Annotated in this window: 20 protein-coding genes and 2 pseudogenes; 7 read left to right on the forward strand and 15 right to left on the reverse strand. The window is 69.5% G+C overall.

Features of this window, described 5'->3' with window-relative positions; translation table 11 throughout:
• The first annotated feature begins 56 nt into the window (after nucleotides 1–56).
• Nucleotides 57–1,448: an amino acid permease gene (locus tag CU254_RS19790; RefSeq protein ID WP_009078739.1), complete on the forward strand. Its 1,392-nt coding sequence runs from the start codon at nucleotides 57–59 to the stop codon at nucleotides 1,446–1,448.
• Nucleotides 1,449–1,539: 91 nt separating this feature from the next.
• On the opposite strand, the gene CU254_RS19795 is transcribed toward CU254_RS19790, so the two are convergent.
• Complete coding sequence (locus CU254_RS19795; RefSeq protein WP_009078740.1) at nucleotides 1,540–2,001, reverse strand: nuclear transport factor 2 family protein; 462 nt, start codon at nucleotides 1,999–2,001, stop codon at nucleotides 1,540–1,542.
• A gap of 13 nt (nucleotides 2,002–2,014) precedes the next feature.
• A complete protein-coding gene (locus CU254_RS19800) occupies nucleotides 2,015–2,926 on the reverse strand; it encodes a pyridoxamine 5'-phosphate oxidase family protein (protein ID WP_009078742.1) in 912 nt (303 codons plus the stop codon).
• Between the two features lie 104 nt (nucleotides 2,927–3,030).
• On the opposite strand from CU254_RS19800, the gene CU254_RS19805 reads away from it, so the two are divergent.
• Nucleotides 3,031–3,594 carry an ABATE domain-containing protein gene (locus CU254_RS19805; RefSeq protein ID WP_009078744.1) on the forward strand — a complete coding sequence of 188 codons (564 nt, stop codon included), beginning with the start codon at nucleotides 3,031–3,033 and terminating at the stop codon, nucleotides 3,592–3,594.
• 4 nt (nucleotides 3,595–3,598) lie between these two features.
• Here CU254_RS19805 and CU254_RS19810 read toward each other — a convergent pair whose 3' ends face one another.
• On the reverse strand, nucleotides 3,599–4,159 hold the full coding sequence (locus CU254_RS19810; protein ID WP_009078746.1) for a TetR/AcrR family transcriptional regulator: 561 nt from the start codon (nucleotides 4,157–4,159) through the stop codon (nucleotides 3,599–3,601).
• Between the two features lie 36 nt (nucleotides 4,160–4,195).
• Between CU254_RS19810 and CU254_RS19815 the strand changes: the two are divergent.
• Nucleotides 4,196–5,023: pseudogene (locus tag CU254_RS19815) on the forward strand (DMT family transporter); the annotation flags it as partial.
• A gap of 22 nt (nucleotides 5,024–5,045) precedes the next feature.
• Here the strand turns inward: CU254_RS19815 and CU254_RS19820 are convergent.
• Nucleotides 5,046–7,376, reverse strand: coding sequence for a glycoside hydrolase family 15 protein (locus CU254_RS19820; protein ID WP_009078748.1), 2,331 nt, complete (start codon nucleotides 7,374–7,376; stop codon nucleotides 5,046–5,048).
• Nucleotides 7,377–7,806: 430 nt separating this feature from the next.
• On the opposite strand from CU254_RS19820, the gene CU254_RS19825 reads away from it, so the two are divergent.
• Nucleotides 7,807–8,265 carry a single-stranded DNA-binding protein gene (locus tag CU254_RS19825; RefSeq protein WP_009078750.1) on the forward strand — a complete coding sequence of 153 codons (459 nt, stop codon included), beginning with the start codon at nucleotides 7,807–7,809 and terminating at the stop codon, nucleotides 8,263–8,265.
• A 707-nt stretch (nucleotides 8,266–8,972) separates the two neighbouring features.
• Here the strand turns inward: CU254_RS19825 and thiG are convergent.
• Nucleotides 8,973–9,047: pseudogene (thiG, locus tag CU254_RS44220) on the reverse strand (thiazole synthase); the annotation flags it as partial.
• Between the two features lie 60 nt (nucleotides 9,048–9,107).
• Between thiG and CU254_RS19835 the strand changes: the two are divergent.
• The gene (locus tag CU254_RS19835; protein WP_009078751.1) at nucleotides 9,108–9,743 is read left to right on the forward strand and encodes a hypothetical protein; all 636 of its coding nucleotides are present in this window, start codon (nucleotides 9,108–9,110) and stop codon (nucleotides 9,741–9,743) included.
• A 645-nt stretch (nucleotides 9,744–10,388) separates the two neighbouring features.
• Here CU254_RS19835 and CU254_RS19840 read toward each other — a convergent pair.
• From CU254_RS19840 to CU254_RS19850, 3 genes are all read right to left on the reverse strand, one after another.
• Nucleotides 10,389–11,129 (reverse strand): SDR family oxidoreductase, encoded by a 741-nt coding sequence (locus CU254_RS19840; protein WP_009078753.1) that lies wholly within the window; start codon nucleotides 11,127–11,129, stop codon nucleotides 10,389–10,391.
• A gap of 281 nt (nucleotides 11,130–11,410) precedes the next feature.
• Nucleotides 11,411–12,055: a cation transporter gene (locus tag CU254_RS19845; protein ID WP_050788227.1), complete on the reverse strand. Its 645-nt coding sequence runs from the start codon at nucleotides 12,053–12,055 to the stop codon at nucleotides 11,411–11,413.
• Entirely contained in the window at nucleotides 12,052–12,384 is a 333-nt protein-coding gene (locus CU254_RS19850) for a helix-turn-helix transcriptional regulator (protein WP_037717541.1), read from the reverse strand. Before CU254_RS19850 ends, CU254_RS19845 begins: the two co-directional genes overlap by 4 nt.
• A gap of 44 nt (nucleotides 12,385–12,428) precedes the next feature.
• On the opposite strand from CU254_RS19850, the gene CU254_RS19855 reads away from it, so the two are divergent.
• On the forward strand, nucleotides 12,429–13,235 hold the full coding sequence (locus CU254_RS19855; RefSeq protein ID WP_009078757.1) for a helix-turn-helix transcriptional regulator: 807 nt from the start codon (nucleotides 12,429–12,431) through the stop codon (nucleotides 13,233–13,235).
• A gap of 46 nt (nucleotides 13,236–13,281) precedes the next feature.
• On the opposite strand, the gene gcl is transcribed toward CU254_RS19855, so the two are convergent.
• From gcl to CU254_RS19890, 7 genes are all read right to left on the reverse strand, one after another.
• Nucleotides 13,282–14,976 carry a glyoxylate carboligase gene (gene gcl, locus CU254_RS19860; protein ID WP_009078759.1) on the reverse strand — a complete coding sequence of 565 codons (1,695 nt, stop codon included), beginning with the start codon at nucleotides 14,974–14,976 and terminating at the stop codon, nucleotides 13,282–13,284.
• 2 nt (nucleotides 14,977–14,978) lie between these two features.
• The gene (locus CU254_RS19865) at nucleotides 14,979–15,869 is read right to left on the reverse strand and encodes a 2-hydroxy-3-oxopropionate reductase (protein WP_009078760.1); all 891 of its coding nucleotides are present in this window, start codon (nucleotides 15,867–15,869) and stop codon (nucleotides 14,979–14,981) included.
• Complete coding sequence (locus CU254_RS19870) at nucleotides 15,869–16,693, reverse strand: hydroxypyruvate isomerase family protein (RefSeq protein ID WP_009078762.1); 825 nt, start codon at nucleotides 16,691–16,693, stop codon at nucleotides 15,869–15,871. The genes CU254_RS19865 and CU254_RS19870 overlap by 1 nt, the downstream gene beginning before the upstream one ends.
• Before the next feature lie 452 nt (nucleotides 16,694–17,145).
• The gene (locus CU254_RS19875) at nucleotides 17,146–18,093 is read right to left on the reverse strand and encodes a sucrase ferredoxin (RefSeq protein WP_050788228.1); all 948 of its coding nucleotides are present in this window, start codon (nucleotides 18,091–18,093) and stop codon (nucleotides 17,146–17,148) included.
• Between the two features lie 288 nt (nucleotides 18,094–18,381).
• Complete coding sequence (locus CU254_RS19880) at nucleotides 18,382–19,569, reverse strand: cupin domain-containing protein (protein WP_037714237.1); 1,188 nt, start codon at nucleotides 19,567–19,569, stop codon at nucleotides 18,382–18,384.
• Nucleotides 19,570–19,817: 248 nt separating this feature from the next.
• Nucleotides 19,818–20,195, reverse strand: a complete 378-nt coding sequence (locus CU254_RS19885; protein ID WP_009078766.1) for a hypothetical protein — start codon at nucleotides 20,193–20,195, stop codon at nucleotides 19,818–19,820.
• Between the two features lie 12 nt (nucleotides 20,196–20,207).
• Nucleotides 20,208–20,849, reverse strand: a complete 642-nt coding sequence (locus tag CU254_RS19890) for a GntR family transcriptional regulator (protein ID WP_234392855.1) — start codon at nucleotides 20,847–20,849, stop codon at nucleotides 20,208–20,210.
• Between the two features lie 84 nt (nucleotides 20,850–20,933).
• Here CU254_RS19890 and CU254_RS19895 point away from each other — a divergent pair, with 84 nt between their 5' ends.
• Nucleotides 20,934–24,269, forward strand: coding sequence for a molybdopterin-dependent oxidoreductase (locus CU254_RS19895; protein ID WP_009078768.1), 3,336 nt, complete (start codon nucleotides 20,934–20,936; stop codon nucleotides 24,267–24,269).
• The last annotated feature ends 34 nt before the right edge of the window (nucleotides 24,270–24,303 follow it).

Raw genomic sequence — 24,303 nt, forward strand, 5'->3', positions numbered from 1 at the left:
AGTCCAGCCTAGGTGTGCTGCGTCACGCGGCCCGGTACCGCTAGCGTCACGCAACCATGGAATCCACAGTGGTCGCCAAAGAGGGCGACAACTACACGAAAGCACTGGGCAACCGCCAGGTGCAGATGATCGCGATCGGCGGGGCGATCGGGGTCGGGCTCTTCCTCGGCGCGGGCGGGCGGCTCCACGAAGCGGGGCCGGCGCTGGTCCTTTCCTACGCGCTGTGCGGCATCGCGGCCTACTTCGTGATGCGGGCGCTCGGCGAACTCGTGATGCACCGGCCCAGTTCCGGCAGTTTCGTCACCTACGCCCGGGAGTTCATCGGGCCGTGGGCCGGGTTCGTGTCCGGCTGGATGTACTGGCTGAACTGGGCGATGACCGGGATCGCGGAGATCACCGCGGTCGCCATCTACGTGCACAAGTGGCTGCCGGACGTGCCGCAGTGGATCACCGCGCTCGTCGCGCTCGGCGTGCTCATGGCGGTCAACCTGCTGAGCGTGAAGCTGTTCGGGGAACTGGAGTTCTGGTTCTCCGTCGTCAAGGTGCTGGCGATCATCGTGTTCCTGGTGACCGCGCTCGGGCTCGTGTTCACCGGCGCGAACATCGGCGGCAGCACCGCCGGCGTGCACAACCTGACCGGGCACGGCGGGTTCTTCCCGGCCGGCGTCGGCATCGCGCTGATGACGCTGCAGGCGGTCGTGTTCGCCTACTCCGCGATCGAGGTCGTCGGCATCGCGGCCGGCGAGACCAAGGACGCGCGCAAGGTGCTGCCCAAGGCGATCAACGGAGTCGTGTGGCGGATCGGCGTCTTCTACGTCGGTTCGGTGCTGCTGCTGGCGATGCTGCTGCCGTGGCCGTTCTACAACGGCGGCGAAAGCCCGTTCGTCACGGTGTTCTCGCGCCTGGGCATCGGCGGCATCGGCGACGTGATGAACGCCGTCGTCCTCACCGCCGCGCTCTCCTCGTGCAACTCGGGCCTGTACTCCACCGGCCGCATCCTGCGCGCGCTCGCCGACGAGGGCGAGGCGCCGAAGTTCGTCGGCAAGATGAACTCGCGGCACGTGCCCTACGGCGGGATTCTCTTCACGTCCGTGGCCTACGTGCTCGGCGTGGTGCTGAACTACATCGTGCCCTCGAAGGCGTTCGACATCGCCACCGCCATCGCCTCGCTCGGCGTGGTCGCGACGTGGGCGACCCTGGTGTTCTCCCAGATGCGCATGCGCCAGGCGGCGTTGCGCGGCGAACTGGAGCGGCCGAGCTACCGCATGCCCGGCGCGCCCTACACCGGCTGGGCCACGCTCGGATTCCTGCTGCTGGTCGTGGTGCTCATGGGATTCTCCGACGGGGCCGAGAAGATCGCGTTCTACTCGATCCCGGCGATCGTCGTGGTGCTCGCCGTCGGCTGGCGGCTGGTGTCCCGCAAACGGCAGGCGCGCACCGGCGTCTGAGCGGAAGGCCGCGTTCCCCCATCCCCGCGAACGCGGCACCGGCCCGGCCGTCCTTCCGAGACCACCGGAAGGGCGGCCGGGCTCTTTTCTTTCACCAGACCGGGAAATCGACCCCGCGCTGCGATTCCGGCCGCGGCCCGAAGATCCGCCGCTCGGCCTCCTCGATCCGCCGGTCGTTGATCGACGCCTCGCGCCGGCTCATCAGCCCGTTCTCGGCGAACTCCCACAGCTCGTTGCCGTAGCTGCGCCACCATTGCCCGTCCGCGTCGCGGCTCTCGTACTGGAACCGGACCGCGATGCGGTTCTCGCGGAACCCCCACAGTCCCTTGCGCAGCGCGTAATCCTGCTCGCGCTCCCACTTCGCGGCGAGGAACTCGACGATCGCCGCCCGGCCGACCACATGGGTGTCGCGGTTGCGCCATACGGAATCCGGCGTGTACGCGAGCGAGACCTTCTCCGGGTCCCGGGTATTCCAGGCGTCCTCGGCCGCCTGAACCTTCTGCAGCGCGGCAGACAGGTCGAACGGAGGGAACGGGGGCCGCGATTCGGTCATCACAACGGTCCTTTCAGTTGACGAGCTGGGGATTGCGCGGATACGGCCGGTGCGCGACCTGTCGCGCCACCGCCCGGCCGGAAACGACGCGCCGCACTTCGAGCCGGACGATCCGGCCGGTGTATCCGTCGTCGCCGGAACGGCCCGCTTCGCCCCATTCGATCGCGGCGGTGCCCGATACCTGCAGGAGGCGACCGGTTTCGAAGTCGAAGAAGAGCAGCGCGGCTTCCGGATTCGCGGCGATGTTGCCGAGGCTGTTGAACAGGTTGTTGCCGGGATAATCGGGCCACCACAAGGCATTTCCGTCGACGCGGACGAAGCCGGGCGCGCCGCCGCGATGGGACGCGTCCGCGCCGTGGTCCGGGTTGATGGTGCCGAGGAAGAACGTGTCGGCTCCGCGGATCAGCTCGGTGTCCCCGAGGCTCAGCTCCGCGCGCTCGTGCCCCGGTGTAGCGGGCTCGGCTTCTTCGGACAGCACGCGCTGCTGGATGTACTGCGGGCAATTGCCGTACGCCTGTTGGATTTCGACAACCAGGTGGTCTTCGGCGACCGCGGCGAGGTAACCGTTGATCCGGACCCGGCGGCGGGTCGCGAACTCGATGCTGGTCATGCCGACGAGCTGCCCGCTGGGGAGCCCGTGCAGCGGATCGCCCTCCGGGATCGCCCGGCGGATGGCGAGCGTGGTCGCCGACTCGGCTTCCAGGAACCCGGGCGGACCGGTGACCGGCGACGTCCACAGCCGCCCGCCGGCGTCGCGTCCGGTCAGGACAAGAAGCGTCCGTTCGGCGAGAAAGCCCGCCATTCCCGGGGAAATCCCGGCCGGCTCGGCCATTTTGGACAGGCGTGCGGCCGCCTGTTCGACTCCCGCCTCGCGTTGGACAGCCAACTCGCCAGCGTGGAAAGCCTGCTGGACCGTCGGGCTCATGACACCCTCCCTTTCTCACGGGTTCCACCGTGAGGTTCCGTGAGAAGTTCTAGCAGCCGTTTCTCACGGATGCAACCCGTTCCATCCGTGATACGGTCTCGGTCATGGGGATGCTGCCGGACGAGGTCGTGCCGGTCCGCCTGATGGCGACCGTGTGGGCCGACACGAGCGGGCTCCACGACGACCTCCGCACCCGCGAAGACCTCGACGCGTGGCTCGACGACGTCGGCGTCGAGCGGGGGTCCCGGCAGTCGTCCGCCGCCGAACTCGCACTGGCGCGGCGGCTGCGCGACGCCGTCCGCCGCCTCGCCGCGCAGGTCACCGCCGACGACCGGCAGTCCCCCACGGTGGACGTCGACACCGCCCTCAGCGACCTGAACGACCTCGTGACCCACCTGCCAGTCCCCCAGCTGACCTTCGCGGACGGGAAACTGCGGGAGACTTCCTCGCGCGGCGCCTCGCCGGTGGTCACGGGATTAGCCCGCGTGGCAAGGGAATCGATCGCGCTTCTCGGCGGACCGGAAGCGACGAAACTGCAGGCCTGTTACGCGCCGGGCTGCGTGCTCTACTTCATGAAGACGCATCCCCGCCGCGAATGGTGCTCCGTCGCCTGCGGCAACCGAGCGCGCGCCGCACGGCATTACGAGAAGATCCGCTCGACGCGCTGACGGCTCAGTCCAGCAGCACCACCGCCGTTTCCGCCGCGCGCGCGAAAACGTTCTCCGCGACCCGCATTCCCGCCATCACGACCGCGCCCTCGTGCAGCAGCATGATCTGCTCGGCCACCTTGCGCGGCTCCGGAACGCCCGCCGATTCGGCCAATTCGACGAAGACGCCGAGCATCCACCGTTTGCTCTCGGTCACTACCGCGTACGCCGGATGCGCCGGATCGCTGATCTCCGCGTGCGCGTTGATCATGCTGCAGCCCTTGCCGCCGTACTTCTTCGCCCACGCCTCGGACGCGTCGAACGCCGCCTTCAGCCGGTCCCGCGGTTCCGGACCGGCCTTCTCCAGCCATTCGCCCAGAAACTCCCGCCAGCGCGCGTCCTGGGCCGAGAGGTACTCCACGACCAGCCGATCCTTCGAGCCGAACCGGTCGTAGAGCGTCTTTTTCGTGACGCCCGCCTTCGCGGCGATGACGTCGACGCCGACCGCGTGGATCCCGCGCTCGTAGAACAGCTCGGACGCGGCTGCCAGCACCGCTTGCGCCTTCGGGGTCCAGTCGATCGCCATGGCCCCAGCATATACCGATCTGTATAGTCCGGTGCCATGGGTAAACAGATCGGTATAGTCGGAGCCGCGGTTCTCTTCGTGGCCTGCTGGTCGTCCGGGTTCATCGGCGCGAAGCTCGGCGCGGCGGACGCGTCCGTGCCGACCGTGCTGATGTGGCGGTTCGTGCCGCTGGCGCTGCTGCTGGCGCCTTTTCTGCGCCCGCGCGGCACACCGCTCCGCGAGTACGGCAGGCACGTGCTGATCGGTTTGCTGTCCCAGTCGGGCTATCTGCTCACCGTTTACTGGGCCATCGGCGAAGGCGTCAGCACCGGCACGACCGCGCTCATCGACGGCGTGCAGCCGCTGGTCGCCGCCGCGGTCGCCGGTCCGCTGCTCGGCGTCGCGGCGACCGGACGGCAATGGGCCGGGCTCGCGCTCGGGCTCGTCGGCGTCGTCCTGGTCAGCTGGTCGGACGCCGCTTCGCACGCCCCGGCCTGGGCATATCTGATTCCGTTCGCCGGCATGCTCGGGCTGGTCGCCTCCACCGTGCTCGAACGCCGGTCCCGCGTCCCCGCTCCCCCGATGCGCGCGCTGGCCATCCACTGCGCCACGTCAGCGGTCGTGTTCATCGCGCTCGCGCTGGCGACCGGCAGCGCGGTGCCGCCGGCGTCCGGGCATTTCTGGTTCGCCATGACCTGGCTGATCGTGCTGGCGACCTTCGGCGGGTACGGGTTGTATTGGCTGCTCGTCGGCCGGATCGGCATGACCGCGGTGAACAGCCTGATGTTCCTGATCGCGCCGGTCACGTCGGTCTGGGGCACGGTGCTGTTTGGCGAGCCGTTCACCGTGCTGACCGGCGTGGGCCTCGGTTTGGCCCTGGTCGCCGCCGTCGTCGCGAACGGCCGGGTCAGCCGCCGTAGCGCTGGCGGACCACCTCCGGAGTCTCCAGGTTCTTCCCCGCGTCCATGTTCTGCGCGAGCCGGAGGTACTGGCCTTCCGCCCACATCAACGGCGCCGCGCTCCCGGTCGGACGGCCCAGCCCGAAGCACGCGACGTCGGCGCGATCCCACACCTGCTCGGGAATGAAGTAGCCGTCGTTCGCCGCGTCCGCCATCGACTTCAGGTACACCGCCGCCGAACGCCCGTTGGCCAGCTCGTACTCGCCGCGCTCGCCCGACAGCACGGGCCAGAGCCGCCCGAACCGCTGCGGCCCGTTCGCCGGCCAGCCGGTGCAGGCCGTGGTGCTCTCGCCGTAGTTGTCGTGCGGGTAGCGGTGGAAGTAGATGTCGCCGTTCGGAGCCGTCACCTGCATCGGCGCGTTGCCGTCACGGGCCGCCGCCGTCGGGGCCACCGACTCGGCGACCTCGGCGTCCGCAGGTCCGCGAACCCCGAGCCGGACGAGGTCGAGGAACCCGAAGTCGACGACGTCGTGCTCGTAGAAGCAGCCCTCGTCGAAGCAGATCTGCCCGGTGTCGTTCGGGTCGGTTCCCTTGTCGATCCGCTCGAAGTAGGTGTGGCCGCCCCAATAGCCGGTGCTCGTCCGCGTCCAGCTGTCGAGCTGCGCGCGCCACGTGTCCGCAGTAGACTCCCACTGCTGCGCCGCCGCCGGGTCGCCGTTCGCCCGCGCGATCGCTCCCGCCGTGACCAGCCCCGCCACCTCCGCCGCGATCGACGACGGCGACCGCCCGTACTGCTCCTCCCACCGCTCCGTCGTCGCGGGCCCGCTCGTGCGGATGTGCTCCGCCGTCACTTTGACCCGCGCGTACGTCGCCGCGTCGGTGAGCCCCGTCATCCAGGCGAGGATGATCGCGTCGGAATCCTGGTCGAGCTGCTCGCAACAGCCGAGCTGCTGCGGCGTGGCCCCCTGGACCCCGCTCACCGGGCTGTACCGGGGAAAGGCCCCCGCCGGATACGTCGTTCCGTCGCCCTGGGTGGGCGCGGAAATCCACTGCGAGGACCACAGGAACCGCGCCATCCGCTTCGCCTGTGCCGCGTCGCCCGCCGCCAGGAGCCCGGTCGCCTGCTGGTACAGATCCCGGCCCCACACGCGGTGGTACCCGTCGTTGAGCACGTCGCCGTTCACGACGTCGCCCCACGGGGTGGCCAGCCCCGCGACACTCGCGCCGCGGTGCGTTTTGTCCTCCGCCGCGTGCAACGCCATCAGCGCGACGTAATACGCCCTGCGCTGCCGCTCGTCGCCCGCCACACTGTTCGGGGCCGCCTTCAGGCTGCCGACATACCCCTCCCAACCGCGTCGATACGCCTGTTCCAGATTGTCGAACCCGCTCGCCAGCGACCCGTCCGCCGCTGCCGCCGCTGCTTGGACGTCGCCCCCGTACCCGAGCGCGACCGAGAACGTCGTGTCCTGCCCGACGGGGAGCTGTCCACATTGGACTACATTGCCAAGATTGGTGGAATCGAATTGATTCGTCAGAGTGCGATGTGCCCGCAAGTCTACCAGGCAATCGCTGGCGGCGCCGGAATATCCGTTGTCGTGCGCGACGAACCCGGCGGAGGCCCGCAATGCCGACGCCACAGTGGTTTTGGCCCCGAACAACTCCTCCGTGCCGCTGGCCGTCAGCCCAGTCCCGTCCCATGCCGCGGTGTCGTTCGCCGCGCCACCGGCCATCGACGGATTCGCCAACAGGTACACCTGATACTGTCCACCGTCGAGCGACTGAAACCGCGTGCGCGTAAGGAGAGTCGGCCTTCCTGCGTCGGTAACGTACGTCGTCGTGAGGCGATAACGCCCGCTCTTGGCGGTATTCGTGACGGTGTATTCGAGCGCCTTCTCGTCCGGCATCGAAACGACATGGTCCGTCGCGTCGCGCTCAAGGTCCACAAAGGACTTCCCGTCGGTGATCACGTACTGCATGTCCTGAATGTTGGCCACGTCCGCGCGCGGATAGAACACCTCCGACACGACCCCTCGCGCGACGGTGAACCACACCGGGCTCGCGGTCCCCGCCGCCGTCCCGAGGGCGGATTTGTCCCCGGTTGTCCAAGATGACGGCCCGCCACAGCAATCTCCCGGCGTGCCTCCGGCCTCGGACCGCACCGTCGCCTTGGGTTCGCTCCCCGCCGCTCCGGGCCTGTTTCCCGCCATTCCGGGTTCCCCCGCCGCACCGGGCTCAGCCCCGACCTCCGCAGGCGCGATCCCCTGCCCCACCACCGAAATCCCCACGACCGCGACCACCGCTGCCGCCCGTCCCCACTTCCCACCGGCCATGCCGCTCATGCTGCCCGCCGCCCCCTCCCCGGAACAACAGCCGAACGGTGGGAACCGCCTCCGGCTCTCTCCGGCACTTCCACCCGTTGGAGTGACCGCGAACCCCCGGAAACTGTCGTACCCGGATGGTCTCCTTGTTCCCGAGCGACGCCCGCCCCGAACCGAGGAGCCTGACATGACCGAACCAACCGCCCGCACCGCCGCTGGCCGGACCGCAACCCTCGCTCCCATCCGGCCCGTGCACATTCCCGCCGAAACCCCGACCTCCTCGACCTGCCGCACCGTCTCGCTCAGACCACGGCAGAGACTCAAGCGACACGACAACAGGACTCAACACCCATAACGCGTAAACCGTCACTACAAGCCAGCCGCTCGATCCGATTCGAGCGGAAGATTCGCCGCCATGGACTTCGGCGGCACAAGACCAGGGAGCCCCCTCATGGCCGGAGAAACCGTCATCACCGTAGTAGGAAACCTGACCTCAGACCCGGAACTGCGCTTCACCCCGTCCGGAGCGGCGGTCGCGAATTTCACCGTCGCTTCCACTCCTCGCACCCTCGACCGCGAATCCGGCGAATGGAAAGACGGCGAGCCCCTGTTCCTCAGGTGCAGCATCTGGCGGCAAGCAGCAGAAAATGTCGCGGAAAGCCTGACTAGGGGCGCAAGGGTTCTAGTCACCGGACGCCTGGTGCAGCGCTCATTCGAGACGAAGGAAGGCGAGAAACGCACCGTCGTCGAACTACAAGTAGACGAAATCGGCCCTTCGCTCCGCTACGCGACCGCCAGAATCACCAAGGTCAACCGAAACAACAGCGAAACGAGCGGCCTGGGCGGCGATGCCTGGGGCACCGCCCCCGTGTCCGCCGGAGTCGGCACGAGCGAGGAGCCGCCATTCTGACACCACCGGCACCCGGGACGCCCCGGGCACCGGCGCCGAGATCTGCCGGACTTGGCGGGTCGGACAAGTCGCCGTTCCCAGGAGACTCGAAGGGCCCCAGGCCGCAGACCGAACGGTAATACCCTCGGCACCGCAGTCGCCCAGGGCAACTCTGCGCGCGCCGAGCGAGGACACAGAAGGTGCAGCACCAACGTCTACCGGGATCGACAGGAGAGAAGCCGCCATTCTGCTCAACGTCGCTATGTGAAGGGCACCCTGCCATGACCGAAGGCTGACACCGGAAACCCCACGCGCCTCGGACGACATCCGCACCCCGAGTGGCAGCCGGGTGTGGGGTTCGCCCAGCTTCGAACCCCACACCTCTCAACCGGTCTCGCAGTCGCCTGATGGCCGGTCCCTGCGCGGACCTCGCCGTCGGTGGCCGTGCTCGACTCCGGCAGCGGCGGCTAGCGCCCACGTCCGCGACAGGCGCAGACGGCGATGCCGCTGCGCGACGACGCGGAGTCACCCGCGTGAGGCGACCCTTGACCGTCCACTTCGGACCGTCCAGGTCAGCCCCACCGGGTGCTCGCCGTCCCGTCGGCGGTGATCTCCGCCGACCGCACGGCACCTTCGAGCTGCGGGGCAGAAGCCACAACCTGGGCAAGCCTCTCCCATGCCGCTTACCCGCCGAAGTGGTCTGGTCCTTTCAGATAAAGGTCCATACCACTCAGCACCGGGTCGTCGTTGGTGTACACGAACACCGTGAATCCGTCCGCCACCAGGCGTTCGGCGCAATCAAGGAGCCCCAACCCGACGATCGGCCCTGACCGGAAAGGAATCCCACTGGTAGCTTCCGAATCATGCCCGCATCTCGCCGGACCAAGGCCGGAATCACAGTCCTCGCCTCGATTTCCGTACTGCTGCTGGCTCCGCTCTCCGCGCCGGCCGCGCAGGGCGCACCCGCCGGGCGCGCCGGGGTCAGCGTGCAGGACGAATGCAGCGCCCCGTCGATCAACCGGCTGCAGAAATGGCTGGCCAGCGGCGAAGGAACGACCGTCCCGGCCACCGGAAGCCTCCTCGTCCCGGAGGGTGACGGCTACGCGGCCAAGATCGTCTTCCAGAACAACGAATGGCACGTAGCCGTAGTCTGGCTGGGCAACCAGTTCGACGCACAGGCCGACCTCAGCCACTCCTCCGGATTCTGGCTGACCTACAGCGCCGACGACGACTTCTACATCCAGCTGCGCCCCGCCTCCCACTGGAGCGGCGGCGACAAGTGGCTCACCCGCATCCCCTCGACCGGCGGCCAGCTGGTCCGCACGTTCTTCCCCTTCGACCCCGACGCCTGGACCTGGCTTCCCGAACTGGGCCAGCCGCAGTACTCGTTCGCGTCCGCACTGACCGAGGCCCGAGGCCTGGTGTTCGTCGGCAAGACCCCCAACAGCCTCGACTTCCGCGAACTCCTCATCGACGGCTACCAGCCGCCCTGCCTCTGACCCCCACCGCCGCAGCACGAACCGGGCCGTCCCAACGAAGCTCCGGACCCCGCCGAGACATGGCCACCAGCCCTCCCGGCCACACGACACAGCCCCCGTACCCCTGATCCATTCCGCACAACAGTCCAGACCATGACGTCCGCGACCTCCCCGCCCTCCGGAAGCTCCACCGCGGACACGACCACCACCGCGGCCGGACCAAGGACAATCCCCCGACCCAGCAACCGGAACGCGCCACGCCCGGTCACTTCCGCACCACAGACCGGACCGTGGCGTCCCCGATCTGCACATCCTTCGACTGCACGAACGCGACTGCACGCGCGACCACCCCCGGATCCAGCGCGAACTCCCTGACCCGCCTCCGGATCCGCTCTCGGTTCAGAGCAGCGGTCCCGGAGCGCGATGCCCCCGATCTCCACCTCCGGCGGCTGCTCAACCGCAAACCCAATCACCACTCCGGCCGAACCCGGCGCGACTCCCCGACCCACCACCGAAACACAGCTGCCCCAGTCAATTCTGCACAGCAGACCGGATCGCGGCGTCCCAAGCTCCACGCCCTCCGGCTGCCCAACCCCGAACACGACCACCACCGCGACCGAACCCGCCGCGAACCTCCGAAGCACCGTCGAAACGCGCCCGTCCCGGTCAATTCTGAACAGCAGGCCGCACAGTGATCTCCCCGATCTCCACCTCCTCCGGCTGCTCCACCGCAAACGCGATCGCCCGCGCCACCGCCTTCGGATCCAGTGCCATTTCCTCCACCCGCCGACGAATCCGCTCCCTCTCCCCCGGATCGTCGATCGAATCCGTCAGTTCCGTCCGGACGAACCCGGGCGACACTGTCGTCGTCCGGAGCACCCCGTCCGTCGACTCCTGCCTCAGCGCTTCCAGGATCGTCCGCACCGCGTTCTTCGTCCCGGCGTAGACCGCCTGTCCGGGCACGATCTTCAACCCGGCCGTCGACAGCGTCGTCACCAAGTGCCCCCGCCCCTGCCGCCGGAACACCGGAAGCGCGGCCGCGATCCCGTGCAGCACACCGCGCACATTGACCTCGATCATGGCCGACCAACCCTCGACATCCGCGTCCGCCACCGGCCCCAGCTTGGCGATCCCGGCATTGCCGACCAGCACGTCGAGTTGGCCGAATTCGTCGAGCGCCCGTTGCACGAGGCGGTCCAGGTCCTCGCGCCGGGTCACGTCGGTCCCGCACGCGATCGCGCGGCCGCCTTCGGCGCGGATTTCCTTCGCCACCGCAGCGAGCCGATCCTCACGGCGCGCGCCAAGGACCACCGCGGCGCCACGGGCGGCGAGCAGCCGGGCGGTCGCCTCGCCGATTCCGCTGCTCGCCCCGGTGATCGCGACGACTTTGCTTGCCAGAACTGACATTCCCACCCCTGCACCTCATTCGGACACGTGTCCGTATAGCTTACCGGACACGTGTCCGCATAGTCCGGAGCAGGAGCGGCATCAACATCGGCTGGAGTGCAGTCAAGGAAGCGTGAGCGCGGACAGAAACCCGGCCCGCACCAGGGCATGCTCCGACCAGAGACCACCATCGGAGAAAGGCCCGCCAAGGTGAGCGACCTAGCCCCCGCACTGCTGCTGATCGGCGTATTCATCGCGCTGGCCATAACCTTGCGCGCCGTCCAGCAACGTCTGGCCCGCGATCAGCAGCAGTGCTCGCCCCGCCAGGCCTCGAGCCCCTCGCGGACCGCGGCCGCCGCGATCACCAGCGCGGCGACCGGATCCGCCCAGTACCAGCCGAACAGTGCGTTCACCAGCAACCCGACCAACAGCACCCCGGAAAGGTAAGTGCAGAGAAGCGTCTGCTTCGAGTCGGCGACCGCGCTCGCCGAGCCGAGTTCCCGCCCGGCCCGGCGTTGCGCGCCCGAAAGCACCGGCATCACGACCAAGGACACCGCGGCGAGCACGATCCCCACCGTCGAATGCGAAGCCTCATTGCCGAACAGCGACCGCACCGAATCGACCGCGACGTAGGCCGCCAGCAGGAAGAACGACACGGCGATCACCCGCAGCGCCGCCCGCTCCCGGCGTTCCGGATCCGCGCCGGCGAACTGCCACGCCACCGCGACCGCCGACAGCACTTCGGCCACCGAGTCCAGCCCGAACGCGATCAGCGCCGACGAGGACGCGACCGTCCCCGCCGAAACCGCGACGATCGCCTCGACCACGTTGTACGTGATCGTCCCGGCGACCAGCCACCGCACTCGCCGCCGCAAGACCGCCCGCCGCGCGACATCCACCCCGGGACGTGCACCGCAACCGGCCGAAGAGCAACCCGGCTCATTCATCGCGCCGCCCGTGCATCGTCGATACACGCCTCCGTCGACGCGACAGCCAGCACCACCTGCGTCAACTCCGCCAGCGCATGCGCGAGATGCGGATCAGCGATCGCGTACCGGACCTGCCGCCCTTCGTAGGTCGCGACCACCAACCCGCACCCCCGCAGGCACGCGAGATGGTTCGAGACGTTCGACCTGCTCAGTTCCAGTTCCGCCGCCAACTGCGCGGGGTACGCGACCCCGTCCAGCAGCGCCACGAGAATCCGGCAGCGCGTCGGGTCCGCCAGCGCGCGGCCGAGCCGGGCGAGCGCCAGTTCGCGAGTCTCAGACTTCAGCACAGCCAAAACAATACAGCGCTAGCTGAATCAAATACACTGATCCGGTGGACAACCTCCTCGGCGACTTCCTCCGCGCCCGGCGAGAGCGGATCTCCCCGGCCGACGTCGGGCTGCCGGACAACGGACGGCGCCGCGTGCGCGGACTGCGCCGCGAGGAACTCGCGCTCCTGGCCGGAATCAGCAGCGACTACTACATCCGGCTGGAACAGGGCCGCGACCAGAACCCGTCGGCACAGGTCCTCGACGCCCTGGCCCGAGCGCTCAGCTTGGACGAGCCTTCCCGCCAGCACCTGCACCAGCTCGCGGCCCCGACCCAACCCAGCCAAGCCGAGCCACGCGTGCCCGCGAGCATCGTCGAACTGATCGCCACCTGGCCGACGAACCCGGCCTACGTCCAGGACCGGCTCACCAACGTCCTCGCCGCAAACCCTGTCGCCACAGCGGTTTCGCCGAACTACGCGGTCGGCCGGAACCTGCTCCGCGCGATCTTCCTCGACCCGGCCGAACGCGAACTCCGCCGAGACTGGAGCACCATGGCGACCGACGGCGTAGCCGGGCTGCGCGCCGCGCTCGGCCCGAGCATCGCCGACCCGGCGGCGGCCGAACTCATCGCCGACCTCACCGCCAGCAGCGCCGAGTTCCGCGACCTTTGGGCCCAGCACGACGTCAAACCGCGCACCGGCCACCTCGTCCGCTTCCGGCACCCCGCGGCCGGAAACCTGGACCTGCACAGCGACAAACTCGACATCCCCGGCCCGGCAACCCTGCAGCTGGTGGTCTTCCACGCGACGCCGGGCACCCGCGACGCCGAGGCCCTCGCTGCCCTGGCAGACCTGATTCCCGCGCACTAGCACCGGAAACCGGGCCGGAGCACTCGACGCCCCGGCCCGGCCCCGGTCAGTCGGCCGCTTCGAACTCGCGCACCGCGTCCAGTGCGGCGCCCATCGCGGCGTTGCCCTCGCGTTCGATCATGATCTCGACCAGCACCGGCCGCCGGGTGCGTTCGGCTTCCTTCCGCGCCCATTCGAGCGACGACCGGATCTCGCCCGGGTCCTCGACGCGGGTGCCCGAGCAGCCGTAGGCCTCCATGATCTTCACGTTGTCCGTGCCGTGGTCGTCGTAGTGGATGTCGACCTGGTAGTTCATCTCGTACGGCAGCTCGGACTGGCGGATCAGGCCCAGGTACTCGTTGTTGAGCATGACGAGCACGAACCCGACGTCGTACTGCGCGGCGACCGCCAGCTCCTCGACGAGGAACTGGAACGAGTAGTCGCCGACCACGCCGACGACCTCCGCGTCCGGACGGGCCTTCTTGACGCCGATCGCGGCCGGGATCTCCCAGCCGAGCGGGCCGGCCTGGCCGCACACCTGGTAGTGCCGCGGCAGGTGCGCGCGCTGGAACTGGCCGGACCAGATCTGGTACAGCCCGATCGCCGTCACGAAATACGTCTCCGGCCCGTAGAACTCGTTGAGTTCCTTGAACACCCGCGGCGCCTTGATCGGCGTGCAGTCGAAGTCCTCCTTGCGCGGCAGCTCCGCCTTGAGGTCGCCGAGTCGCTTGACCCACGCGCGGTCCCGCGCCGGAGGGGTCCGCGCGTCGAGCGCCGCCAGCAGCGCTTCCAGGAACTCCCGCGTGTGCGAGACGACGCCCAGGTCCGGCCCGAACACCTTGCCCAGCTGGGTGGGCTCGATGTCGACGTGGATGAACTTCCGGTCGCCGCGGTACACCGACAGCTCGCCGGTGTGCCGGTCGCCGAACCGCGCGCCCAGCGCCAGGACCAGGTCGGACTCCAGGAACGCGGCGTTGGCCCAGCGCTGCGACGTCTGGATGCCCGCCATGCCCGCGAACAGCTCGTGGTCCTCGGGGAAACTGCCCTTGCCCATCAGCGTGACACCGACCGGCACGCCGAGCCGTTCCGCGAGCCGCCGCAACGGGTCGCTCGCCTCGCCGAGCACGACGCCGCCGCCCGCCAGGATCAGCGGACGTTCGGCGGCGAGCAGCATGTCCAGCGCCCGTTCGACCCGCGCCGGCGACGGTTTGACCGTGCTGACCGGCAGCGCCGAATCGATCGACGAATCCCATTCGATCATCTGCTTCTGCACGTCGATCGGGAGGTCGATGAGGACCGGGCCGGGCCGTCCGGACCGGGCGATCCGGAACGCCTCGCGGAAGATCCACGGCAGCTGCGCGGCCTCCTTCACCTGGACCGCCCACTTCGTGACCGGCCGCGCGATCTCCACGATGTCGACCGCCTGGAACGCTTCCTGGTGCAGTTTCGTCGTCGCGGCCTGCCCGGTGATGCACAGGATCGGGACGGAATCCGCGTGCGCGGTGTAGAGGCCGGTGATCATGTTGGTGCCGGCCGGACCGGACGTGCCGATCGCGACGCCGACGTTGCCGGTGGTGCGCGCCCAGCCGTCGGCCATGTGCGTCGCGCCCTCTTCGTGGCGGACCACCAGATGGTCGATGCCGCGGCCTTGCATCGCGTCGTACAGCGGCAGGATCGCCGCTCCTGGACAGCCGAAGGCGACGTCGATGCCTTCGTCGACCAGCACGTCGACGACTGCCTGCATAGCGGGGACCCGGGCCATGGTCAAACCTCCTCGGACGAGCGGCCGGACAGTTCTTCGACGACCTTCAGCAGCGCGGAATGGTCCAGCGAGCCGTAGCCCATCGCCCGCCCGGCCGCGACCAGCTGCGCGACCAGGCCGGTCAGCGGAAGCGCCACGTCGGACTGCCGGGCCGCGGCGAGCGCGATGCCCATGTCCTTGTGGTGCAGGTCGATCCGGAAGCCCGGTTCGAACTGCCGCGCGACCATCGACTTCCGCTTCAGTTCCAGGATCCGGCTGCCGGCGAGCCCGCCGGCCAGCACGTCGAGGCCGGTGCCCGCGTCCACTCCGGACGCTTCGAGCAGCACGATCGCCTCGGCGACCAGCCCGTAGATCCCGCCGACCACCAGCTGGTTGGCCGCCTTGACGACCTGTCCCGCACCGTGCGGCCCGACGTGCACGACGGTCTTGCCGAGCGTGTCGAAAACCGGCTTGGCCGCGGCGAAATCGGCCTCGTCGCCACCGACCATAATGGACAGTGCGGCCTGCTCGGCTCCCGCCTGACCGCCGGACACCGGCGCGTCCAGCACGCGGATCCCCTTGGCCGCACCGGCTTTCGCGACCTCGATCGACGTCTCCGGCCGGATGGTGCTCATGTCCGCCAGCAGCGTGCCGGGCGCGATCGTGTCCAGGACGCCGCCCGGGGCGAGCACGACCTGCTCGACCTGCGGGTGGTTCGGCAGCATGGTGATCACGACCTCGGCCCCGGACACCGCGTCGGCGACGTCCTTCGCCGCGCGGCCGCCCGCCGCTTCCAGTTTGGCCAGCGCGTCGGCGTTGAGGTCGAACCCGCTCACCTCGTGTCCGGCGGCGGCCAGGTGCGCGGCCATCGGCGTGCCCATCACGCCCAGTCCGATGAACCCGATCCTGCTCATCAGTTTCCCCTTCGCTCGTACGGCAGCCAGGCCAGCGAGTCCACAGTGGAACCGTCCGGTTTGTACTCGACGCCCACCGGTCCGGCGTAGCCCGCCGCCTGCAGCTTTTCCAGATATCCTTCGAGATCGAGCTCCCCCGTGCCCGGCTGGTGCCGGCCCGGCGCGTCGGCGATCTGCACGTGCCCGGTGCGCGGGGTGCAGCGGGCGATCACGGTGTCGAGGTCGTCGCCGTTGACCGCCAGGTGATAGAGGTCCGCGAGCAGCCGGACGTTGTCCAGGCCCAGCTCGTCGAGCACCGCGACCGCGTCGGCCGCGGTCTTCAGCGGGTACGCCGGGGTGCCGGACAGCGGTTCGAGCACCAGCTGCGCGCCGATGCCCTCGGCCGCCTTCGCCGCGGTCGCGAGGTGCGTGCGGGCCAGATCGTCCTGTTCGGACGGTGCGACCCCGTCGATCCGGTTGCCGTACAGCGCGTTGAAGCTGCGGCAGCCGAGCCGTTCGGCGAGCCCGAGCGCGACCGTCAGGCTCGTCGCGAACTCCGCCTCGCGGCCGACCCACGACACGAGCCCGCGCTCGCCCGCGGCCATGTCGCCGGCGTAGAAGTTCAGCCCGGTCAGCTGGACGCCCGCCTCCTCGATCGACCGCGCGAACCGGTCGACGTCGGCGCCCGACGGGTCGGCGCTGTCGAACGGCCACCAGTACTCCACCTTGGTGAAGCCCGCTGCCCGAGCGGCCTGCGCGCGCTCGAGCAGCGGGAGCTCGGTGAACAGGATCGACAGGTTGGCGGTGTAGGGCAGCGAGTGCCGCTCCCCGGCGGGACCGGTCATGAGTACCTCGGCTCCTCACATCTCGATCAGCTAATTTCGCTTTGTGGAAGTTTTCTTCCATAGTTCGAGAATAGCTGGACGCGGAGACTCCGGTCAACGGGAAGCGGGCAGGTTTCCGCGCGGCGTGGCGTCGTGGCGGTGTCCGTTCGGCTCGGGCGCGGCGGAGTGCGCGGGCCCCCCTCGGACACCACTCACGTGCGCTTCGGGGAGGTCGTCTGACTTAGACCGTCCACAATGGTCACTATTGCTCCACAGTGGACCGCCGGAGATTTTTCTTCTCAGCCAACCGGAATCGCGAGAGCCTCGACTCCGGCGAGCTCCGCGAGTTCGACGACCGCGCCTTGGGAGTCGTGAGTGCGATTAACGCCTCGGCCCAACCGGGGAGCACGAAATGCCAGGGACCTCCGTGCCTGGCGATGGACCACGCCGGGACAGCCGGTGAGCCGCCGAGGTCAGACCTCGCGCACCGACTCCGCCACGAACCCGGACAGCACCAGTCGCGCGGTGCAGCGGTTGTGCCCGGAGGCCGTCGTCACCGTCCGGCGGACCACGACCTCGTACCGCCGCCCGCCCGCGGAGACCAGCACGGTCCGGGAATCCCCCTGCGATTCCTCCGCCACGGCGAGGACCGCGTCGAGGCCGCGCAGGCCGGTGCGTCCGCGGATCTCGATCTCGGCGAACTGCGACCACGCGCTCTCCGCCGAGGTACGGCCGCGCAGGTTCTCCAGCCGGACGTTGCCGCTGAGTGCTTCCTTGGCCGCCAGTTCCGCGTCGGGGACCGCGAGGCTGCCGTGGAGGTAGCCGTTGGGGACGGTCAGGAGGTTGCCCGCCCAGCGGTCCCCGCCGACGTGGCTGACTTCCCACACCCGGCCGGGATGGTTCTGCGCCAGGCTCGTCGCCAGCGGGCGGCCGAAAACCGCGCAGCACATGTCCTTGCTGCCATGAGTGCACACGAGAAAGAGCGGACCGGACACCGGTTCGCCGTGCCCGCGACGTCCGGCGGCGACCGCTTCCAGATCCAGATGAGCGAGGTCGGCCAGGTCAGCGAGGTCGAGGCGCTCCATCCAGCGGTCGCCGGGATGTCCGCTGGCGACGTAAACCGCACGCGGAGCACCAGGCGCCCGCACGTGCCGGCCCGGCTTCCGGATCAGCAGCGGACGCAGTCCCGAGGCGCGCGCGGCATCGAGACGTTCAGGGGCGAACACCGCGCCCAGTACGTCTTCGAGCGCGTCCGGGCCCCACGAACCCGGCTGCTCGACCAGCAACCAGGACGTCATGCGCGCGGCAGTCCCAGCGGGCTCGCCCCCAAGCTCCCGAGTGAGCGCCGCGCATCCGGGCGCGGCATTCCGGCCCGGGAAGCAGATCCCCGGGCCCGAGTGCGGCACGTCGGGCTTAGGCATGCCTAAGTATAGCTGACGGCGCGCGACCCTCTTTCGAGGCGACCGTCACTGTCGCGCGACGTCACTCGATCGGGCAATGTTCACCGGGGATCGAGGACGGTAGCGCCGCTGCTCAAGCGCGGGACACGGCCTCGATCGACCGGCTCTCCCGCACCCGCTCGCCCCCACGGCACGGGTCAAACCCAGCAACATCCCTACCTGCCAGGCCGCTCCCGCAGCCGTTCGCGCCCACGGATCAGGCTTGAGCCACCGCTCCACTTGACCGGCCCCGCTGCGAGCCTCCACGGGTCAAGCCCGAGCCACCAACCCCTGCACCACCAGCTCCCGCAGCAACGCCCGCACCGTCTCCGGCGGCACCCCGGGCGCCGCATCGACCAGTACCTTGAACGGTTGCGCAGCGCACCCCAGCAACGCGGCGAGCACCGGGCGCGCGGCCTCCGCGAAGACCAGCCGCTTCCCCGCTCCGACCAGTGCCACCGTGCCCTCGTCGTCGACCAATGCCGCGCGCGGGACCAGCAACCGGACCTCGAAGTCGTCGTCCGGCGGCAGCAGGTCCGCTGTCGCCGCCCACGGCAGGCCGATGCGGGTCTGGGCCGGGGCTTGGGCGTCGCGGTCGGCGAGGAAGCGGTCGACGACATCGCCCGAAATCGCTTCGGCGAGCCGGCGGCGGAGTGCTTCGGCCCGCTCGGCTCGCGCCTCCGGACCGGCGAACCGGGGCAGGTCGGCGCGGAACAACTCGTCGGACCGCAGCTGGTCGGCCAGCCACGCTACGAGGTCCACGCCGGTCGCGGCGTTGAAGCCGATCGTCAGGTGCAGCGACTCCTCGCCGACAGCGGACACGTCGTGCCAGTGCCCGCGCGGCAGATAAAGAACGTCGCCGTCCTCCAGCAGGAAGTCGTCGCGCGGTTCGCCTTCCGGACGTTCCGGGAGTTCGACGTCCCGCTGCAGCGGCGAGGGCCGGGTGACGCCGTGCAGCCGCCACCGCTTCCGGCCGGAGAGCTGGATGACGAACGCGTCGTGGTCGTCCCAGTGGACGTCGAAGCCGTGCGTGGTGCCCCAGCCCGCGTACAGGTTGACCTGGATCCGCTCGCGCAGGTCGTGTTCGAGCTTGGTCGCCAGTTCCCCGACCTCGCCGACCAGTTCGTTGACCGAGTCGAGCACGAGGGTCGCGCCGGCGCGCAGGTGTTCGGCGAACGGGGCCGGCAGCACGCGCGGGACCAGGCCGTTGCGCCGGGTCGACACCATTTCCGTGTAGGTGTGGGCGGGGACGACGTCGCCGTCGAGCGCGAGCCGCAGCCGGGGGAACTCCAGGCGGTGCTGGCGCAGCACCCGGTCCAGTTCCGGCCACGGCAGCAGGGACGCGAACCGCCCCTTCTCCCCGGGGAAGCGGCGCGGGGCCTTGCCGAGGACGTCCGCGAAGAACTGGCCGGCCTCGAGCGGTGCCACGAGGCCGGCCAGTCCGGGAATCTCAGTCATGGAGCGGGACAACGGCTAGTCGTTGCCGTCGTTGTCGGCCACGGCGCCGTTGGCCTTGCCGCGGTCCACGGCGGCGGTCAGCGGTTCCACGCTCAGCAGCAGCCCGCTGGCGGCCGTGTCGGTGTCGGTTGTCATGCGTTCTTGAGCCATCCGGACCTCGCAACGTCGACGACTGGGCCCGGCCCACGCTACGGGCAGACCGCCCGGGCGGGCATCGGTCATTTGAGTAGTCTTCGCCGGGCCGGTGATCACCGAGGGGTCACAGATTCTCCCGGTAGTCCTCGTCCAGTCCGGCGCGCAGCAGCCGCTCGTCCACCCCGGTCCGCGGCGGTGCCCGCGGTCTGGTTCAGCTTGAGGTGGGCGGTCCAGATCTCCGACGGCCGCGGCAGGTCACCAGCGTCGACGTGCCGAGCGGGGTCCCGCAATCCGGCGTCGCGCAGCCCGGCGTTCGGGGCGAGCCGGACGGTTTCGATTTCCACTTTCAGCACCGCTTTCGGGATGCGGTTGCGTTCGGTCATCGACACGCGCAGTCCGGATTCCGTGCTGACGACCGCCGTTCCGGTGAACTCCAAAGTGCGAAGGTCTCCGGGAGCGAGACGGCCCGGGTTCGCCGGACTGTCCTGCACGAGGTCACCGCTTCAGCCGGACGCCCAATCCGCCCGGATGTGCTTCAAATGCGCCCTGACCTGGCCCTCCAGCCGGGTCCAATCCCGAGCCGCGATCGTCGCCAGCATCTCCCGGTGTTCCCGCGCCGACTCCGTCAACCGCCCGTGTTCGGCGAGCTTTTCCAAGCCGTACAACCGAGTCTGGTCGCGCAGCGTGGCGATGGCGCCGGTCAGCCGCCCGTTCCCGGCGAGCGACAGCAGGTCCAGATGGAACCGCCGGTCGGCCTCCAGGAAACGCGCGACCTCGCCCGCCTCGGCCGCGGACTCGATCTCGGCGGCCAGGCCGTCCAGCCGGGCGAGGTCGGCGGGACCGGCGGCGGCGCCGGCGGACAGCGTCGCCGGGACCTCCAGCAGCAGCCGCATCTCGTAGATCTCGTCCAGGTCCCGTTCGGTCATCGCGACGACCCGGTACCCGCGGTTGCGGACCGGTTCCAGCAGACCCTGGTTGACCAGCGTCAGGAGCGCCTCGCGCACCGGGCTGCTCGACACGCCCAGGCGCGTCGCGAGCGCGGCGGCCGAATAGATGTCGCCGGGCCGCAGGTCGCCGGACACCATCGCCTGCCGCACTATTTCGAGCACTTGTTCGCGCAGGTTCGTGCGCTGCAGCTGCGGCACGCGACGCTCCTTCGCCTTGACTCCGCCCGCTCCCGTGCCGCATCGTACCTTAGTAACCGGTAGCCGGTTACTAAGGAGTAACTGATGCCTGAGGTCCGGGGTTACTGCACGCTGTGCCGGTCGCGCTGCGGCGCGGTCTACACGGTCGAGAACGGCGCGCTGCGCGGCGTCCGGCCGGATCCGGCGCATCCGACCGGTGCCGCGCTGTGCCCGAAAGGCCGGGCCGCGCCCGAATTGGTGCACTCCCCCGAACGACTGCGCGTGCCGCTGCGGCGCACGACGCCCAAGTCCGATCCGGATCCGCGCTGGCGCGAGATCAGCTGGGACGAAGCGCTGTCCGAAACCGCCGAGCGGCTCGGCGGCATCCGGGCGGCCAGCGGGGCCGAGGCGGTCGCGTTCTCGGTCACCTCCCCCAGCGGCACGCCGATGTCGGATTCGATCGATTGGGTCGAGCGGTTCATCCGGCTTTTCGGCAGCCCCAATACCTTGTACGCGACCGAAATCTGCAATTGGCACAAGGATTTCGCGCACGCGTTCACGTTCGGTTCGGGATTGCCCGCCCCGGATTACGCGGGCACGGAATTCGCGGTGTTGTGGGGGCACAATCCGGCCAAGGCGTGGCTCGCGCAGTCCGCCGCGCTGGCCGGGGCACGGCCGCCGAAGCTGGCGGTCATCGATCCGCGGCGGACGGCCAGCGCAGTGCAGGCTGAGCACTGGCTGCGGGTCCGGCCAGGCACGGACGGTGCGCTCGCGCTCGGCGTCGCGCGGACGTTGCTCGAGCGGCGCGGGCACGACGAGGCGTTCGTGCGGTCGTGGACGAATGCTCCGTTGCTGGTCCGGGCGGACACCGGCCGATTTCTTCGGGCGGCGGAAATCGATCCCGCCGCGGCCGGGTTCGCGGTGTGGGACGAAGTCGCTGGCCGAGCTGAGCCTTACGACACGAAATATCCCGCGAGCAGGCCGGAAAGGTTTGCTCTGCGAGGAAAGCACCGGGCGCGCACGCTTTCCGGTTCGGTTGACTGTGTTCCCGCGTTCGAATTCTACGCGGAGGCTTGTGCTGCGTGGCCGCTCGATCGGACCGAAGCGGTGACGACCGTAGAGGCTGCCGCGATCGAAGCATTCGCGGCCGATCTTGCCGAAGCGAAGTCCGTGACGTACGCGGCTTGGTCGGGCGTCGGTCAGCACGCGAACGCGACGCAGACCGAGCGTGCGATCGCCACGCTCTACGCGCTCACCGGCAGCTACGACGCCCCCGGCGGAAACGTCGTCCTGCCGAAGCTTCCGGTCGCTCCGGTGACGTCGCCGGATCAGCTCGCGCCGAAGCAGCGCGCGAAAGCTCTTGGCCTGCAGGAGTTTCCCCTCGGACCGCCCGCGCAAGGCTGGGTGACCGCGCGCAACTTCTGTCGCGCGGTTCTCGACGAAAAGCCTTATCCGGTCCGAGCGCTGGTGTCCTTCGGCGGAAATCTTCTTCTGTCCCAGCCGGATCCTCGACGCACCGCGGACGCGTTGCGGCGGTTGGAATTCTCGGTGCATCTTGATTTGTTCGAGAACCCGACTGCGCAATTCGCCGATCTGCTGTTGCCTGTTCAGACGCCGTGGGAGCACGAGGCGGTCAAGGCCGGTTTCGAAATCAGCCAGGCGGCGCAGGAGCGCGTGCAGCTTCGGCCGCGGATGACCGAACCGATCGGCGAGTCGCGTTCGGACACTGAGGTCGTGTTCGAGCTGGCCACGCGGCTCGGGCTCGATGCGGAGTTCTTCGACGGCCGCATCGAGGACGGCTGGGATCACCAACTGGCCCCGCTCGGCCTCACTGCCGCGCAGCTGCGGGAGCGGCCTGGCGGCGTCGATCTGCCGTTGCCGACTGAGTATCGCAAGTACGCCAACCGGGCGGAAAATGGTGCGGTGACTGGGTTTGCGACGCCGACTCGACGCGTCGAACTGTACTCGGAGCGGCTTGCCGAGCATGGCCAGCCCGCGGTTCCGGACGCTGAGCCGCCAACCCCGGACGCCCGGCATCCGCTGGTGCTGACCTGCGCGAAGAACGGGTACTTCTGCCACAGCCAGCATCGCGGGATCGCGTCGCTGCGGAAGCGTTTTCCCGAACCGGCCGTCGAACTGAGCGCGGAACTCGCCGCACAGCGAGGGATCGTCGACGGACAGTGGGTCCGCCTCACGACCGCCTCCGCGTCCGTCCGGATGCGGGCGCGGATCGACCCCGCGCTGCACCGCGACGTGGTCGTGGCGGAGTACGGCTGGTGGCAACCGGCGCCCGACCTCGCGCTGCCCGGTTCGAATCCGCTCGAGGACGGTGGGACCAACTACAACCTCCTCGTCGGCGACGACGCCCATGATCCGGTGAGCGGGTCCGTGCCGTTGCGGTCGACGTTCTGCGACGTCCGGCCGGACGAGCCGGAGCCGTGGACCGGGCAGCGGGAGTTCGTGGTCGAGCGGGCGGAGTTCGAGACCGAGGACATCCGGTCGGTGCGCCTCAAGCCGGTGGACGACTGGTCGGTGCCGGAGTTTCGCGCCGGGCAGCACATCACCGTCGCCTGGCCGGACGCGCCGGGGCTGACCCGCAGTTATTCGCTCACCGGGCCGGCGAATGTGTCGGACGACGGGTACTCGATCGCGGTGCGCCGGGTGCCGGGCGGGCAGTTCTCGCCGGGCGTGCACGACCGGCTCCAGCCGGGGACCCGGTTGCTGGTGACGGCTCCGTCGGGCGGCTTCGCGCTGCCGACTGTCCATTCGCGACCGATCGTGCTGGTCGCCGCCGGGATCGGGATCACGCCGTTCCTCAGCTATCTGGAGTCACTCGACGCCGCGTCCGCGCCGGAGATCGTGCTGCACCACGGCAGCCGGGACCGTTCGAGGCACGCGTTCCGGGAGCGCATCGCCGAGCTGGCGGCTCGGCTGCCCAGTGTACGGATAATGGACCACTACAGCCGTCCTGGTCCGGACGACCGGTGCGACTTCATCGGACGCATGACCGCCGACCGCATCGACTCCGAGCTGATCCGGCGGCGGGCTCGGTTCTACCTGTGCGGTCCCGAAAGCATGCTGGACGAACTGACCGCCGGGCTCGTCGAGCGGGGCGTGCCGCGCTTCGACATCTTCACCGAGAAGTTCCACGCCGCGCCCGCCCCGATCCGGATCCCGGACGACGCCACGGCCCAGGTGCGGTTCGCCCGGTCCGGCCGAGCGCTCACGTGGCGGGCGGGCGACGGGGACCTGCTGCGGTTCGCCGAGGCTTCCGGCATCGCGCTGCCCAGCGGATGCCGGCTCGGGCAGTGCGAAAGCTGCGCGGTGCCGGTACTGGAGGGAACCGTCGCGCACCTGGTCGCGATCGCCGACGATCTGCCCGCTGACCAGTGCCTTTCCTGCCAGGCGGTGCCCACTGCCGATGTAGTGCTCGATGCGTGAGTCTGGTCACCCCTAACTTCGCAAACCCCGTCAG

Source organism: Amycolatopsis sp. AA4, from assembly GCF_002796545.1.
Classification (GTDB): domain Bacteria; phylum Actinomycetota; class Actinomycetes; order Mycobacteriales; family Pseudonocardiaceae; genus Amycolatopsis.

What these genes read in the sequence shown, in the direction of transcription:
- CU254_RS19835 (WP_009078751.1), top strand. Translation starts at nt 9,108, where the DNA reads ATGCCCGCATCTCGCCGGACCAAGGCCGGAATCACAGTCCTCGCCTCG.
- CU254_RS19865 (WP_009078760.1), bottom strand. Translation starts at nt 15,869, where the DNA reads ATGAGCAGGATCGGGTTCATCGGACTGGGCGTGATGGGCACGCCGATG.
- CU254_RS19895 (WP_009078768.1), top strand. Translation starts at nt 20,934, where the DNA reads ATGCCTGAGGTCCGGGGTTACTGCACGCTGTGCCGGTCGCGCTGCGGC.
- CU254_RS19875 (WP_050788228.1), bottom strand. Translation starts at nt 18,093, where the DNA reads ATGCCTAAGCCCGACGTGCCGCACTCGGGCCCGGGGATCTGCTTCCCG.
- CU254_RS19845 (WP_050788227.1), bottom strand. Translation starts at nt 12,055, where the DNA reads ATGAATGAGCCGGGTTGCTCTTCGGCCGGTTGCGGTGCACGTCCCGGG.
- CU254_RS19805 (WP_009078744.1), top strand. Translation starts at nt 3,031, where the DNA reads ATGGGGATGCTGCCGGACGAGGTCGTGCCGGTCCGCCTGATGGCGACC.
- CU254_RS19825 (WP_009078750.1), top strand. Translation starts at nt 7,807, where the DNA reads ATGGCCGGAGAAACCGTCATCACCGTAGTAGGAAACCTGACCTCAGAC.
- CU254_RS19870 (WP_009078762.1), bottom strand. Translation starts at nt 16,693, where the DNA reads ATGACCGGTCCCGCCGGGGAGCGGCACTCGCTGCCCTACACCGCCAAC.
- CU254_RS19840 (WP_009078753.1), bottom strand. Translation starts at nt 11,129, where the DNA reads ATGTCAGTTCTGGCAAGCAAAGTCGTCGCGATCACCGGGGCGAGCAGC.
- CU254_RS19880 (WP_037714237.1), bottom strand. Translation starts at nt 19,569, where the DNA reads ATGACTGAGATTCCCGGACTGGCCGGCCTCGTGGCACCGCTCGAGGCC.
- CU254_RS19790 (WP_009078739.1), top strand. Translation starts at nt 57, where the DNA reads ATGGAATCCACAGTGGTCGCCAAAGAGGGCGACAACTACACGAAAGCA.
- gcl (WP_009078759.1), bottom strand. Translation starts at nt 14,976, where the DNA reads ATGGCCCGGGTCCCCGCTATGCAGGCAGTCGTCGACGTGCTGGTCGAC.
- CU254_RS19820 (WP_009078748.1), bottom strand. Translation starts at nt 7,376, where the DNA reads ATGAGCGGCATGGCCGGTGGGAAGTGGGGACGGGCGGCAGCGGTGGTC.
- CU254_RS19810 (WP_009078746.1), bottom strand. Translation starts at nt 4,159, where the DNA reads ATGGCGATCGACTGGACCCCGAAGGCGCAAGCGGTGCTGGCAGCCGCG.
- CU254_RS19795 (WP_009078740.1), bottom strand. Translation starts at nt 2,001, where the DNA reads ATGACCGAATCGCGGCCCCCGTTCCCTCCGTTCGACCTGTCTGCCGCG.
- CU254_RS19800 (WP_009078742.1), bottom strand. Translation starts at nt 2,926, where the DNA reads ATGAGCCCGACGGTCCAGCAGGCTTTCCACGCTGGCGAGTTGGCTGTC.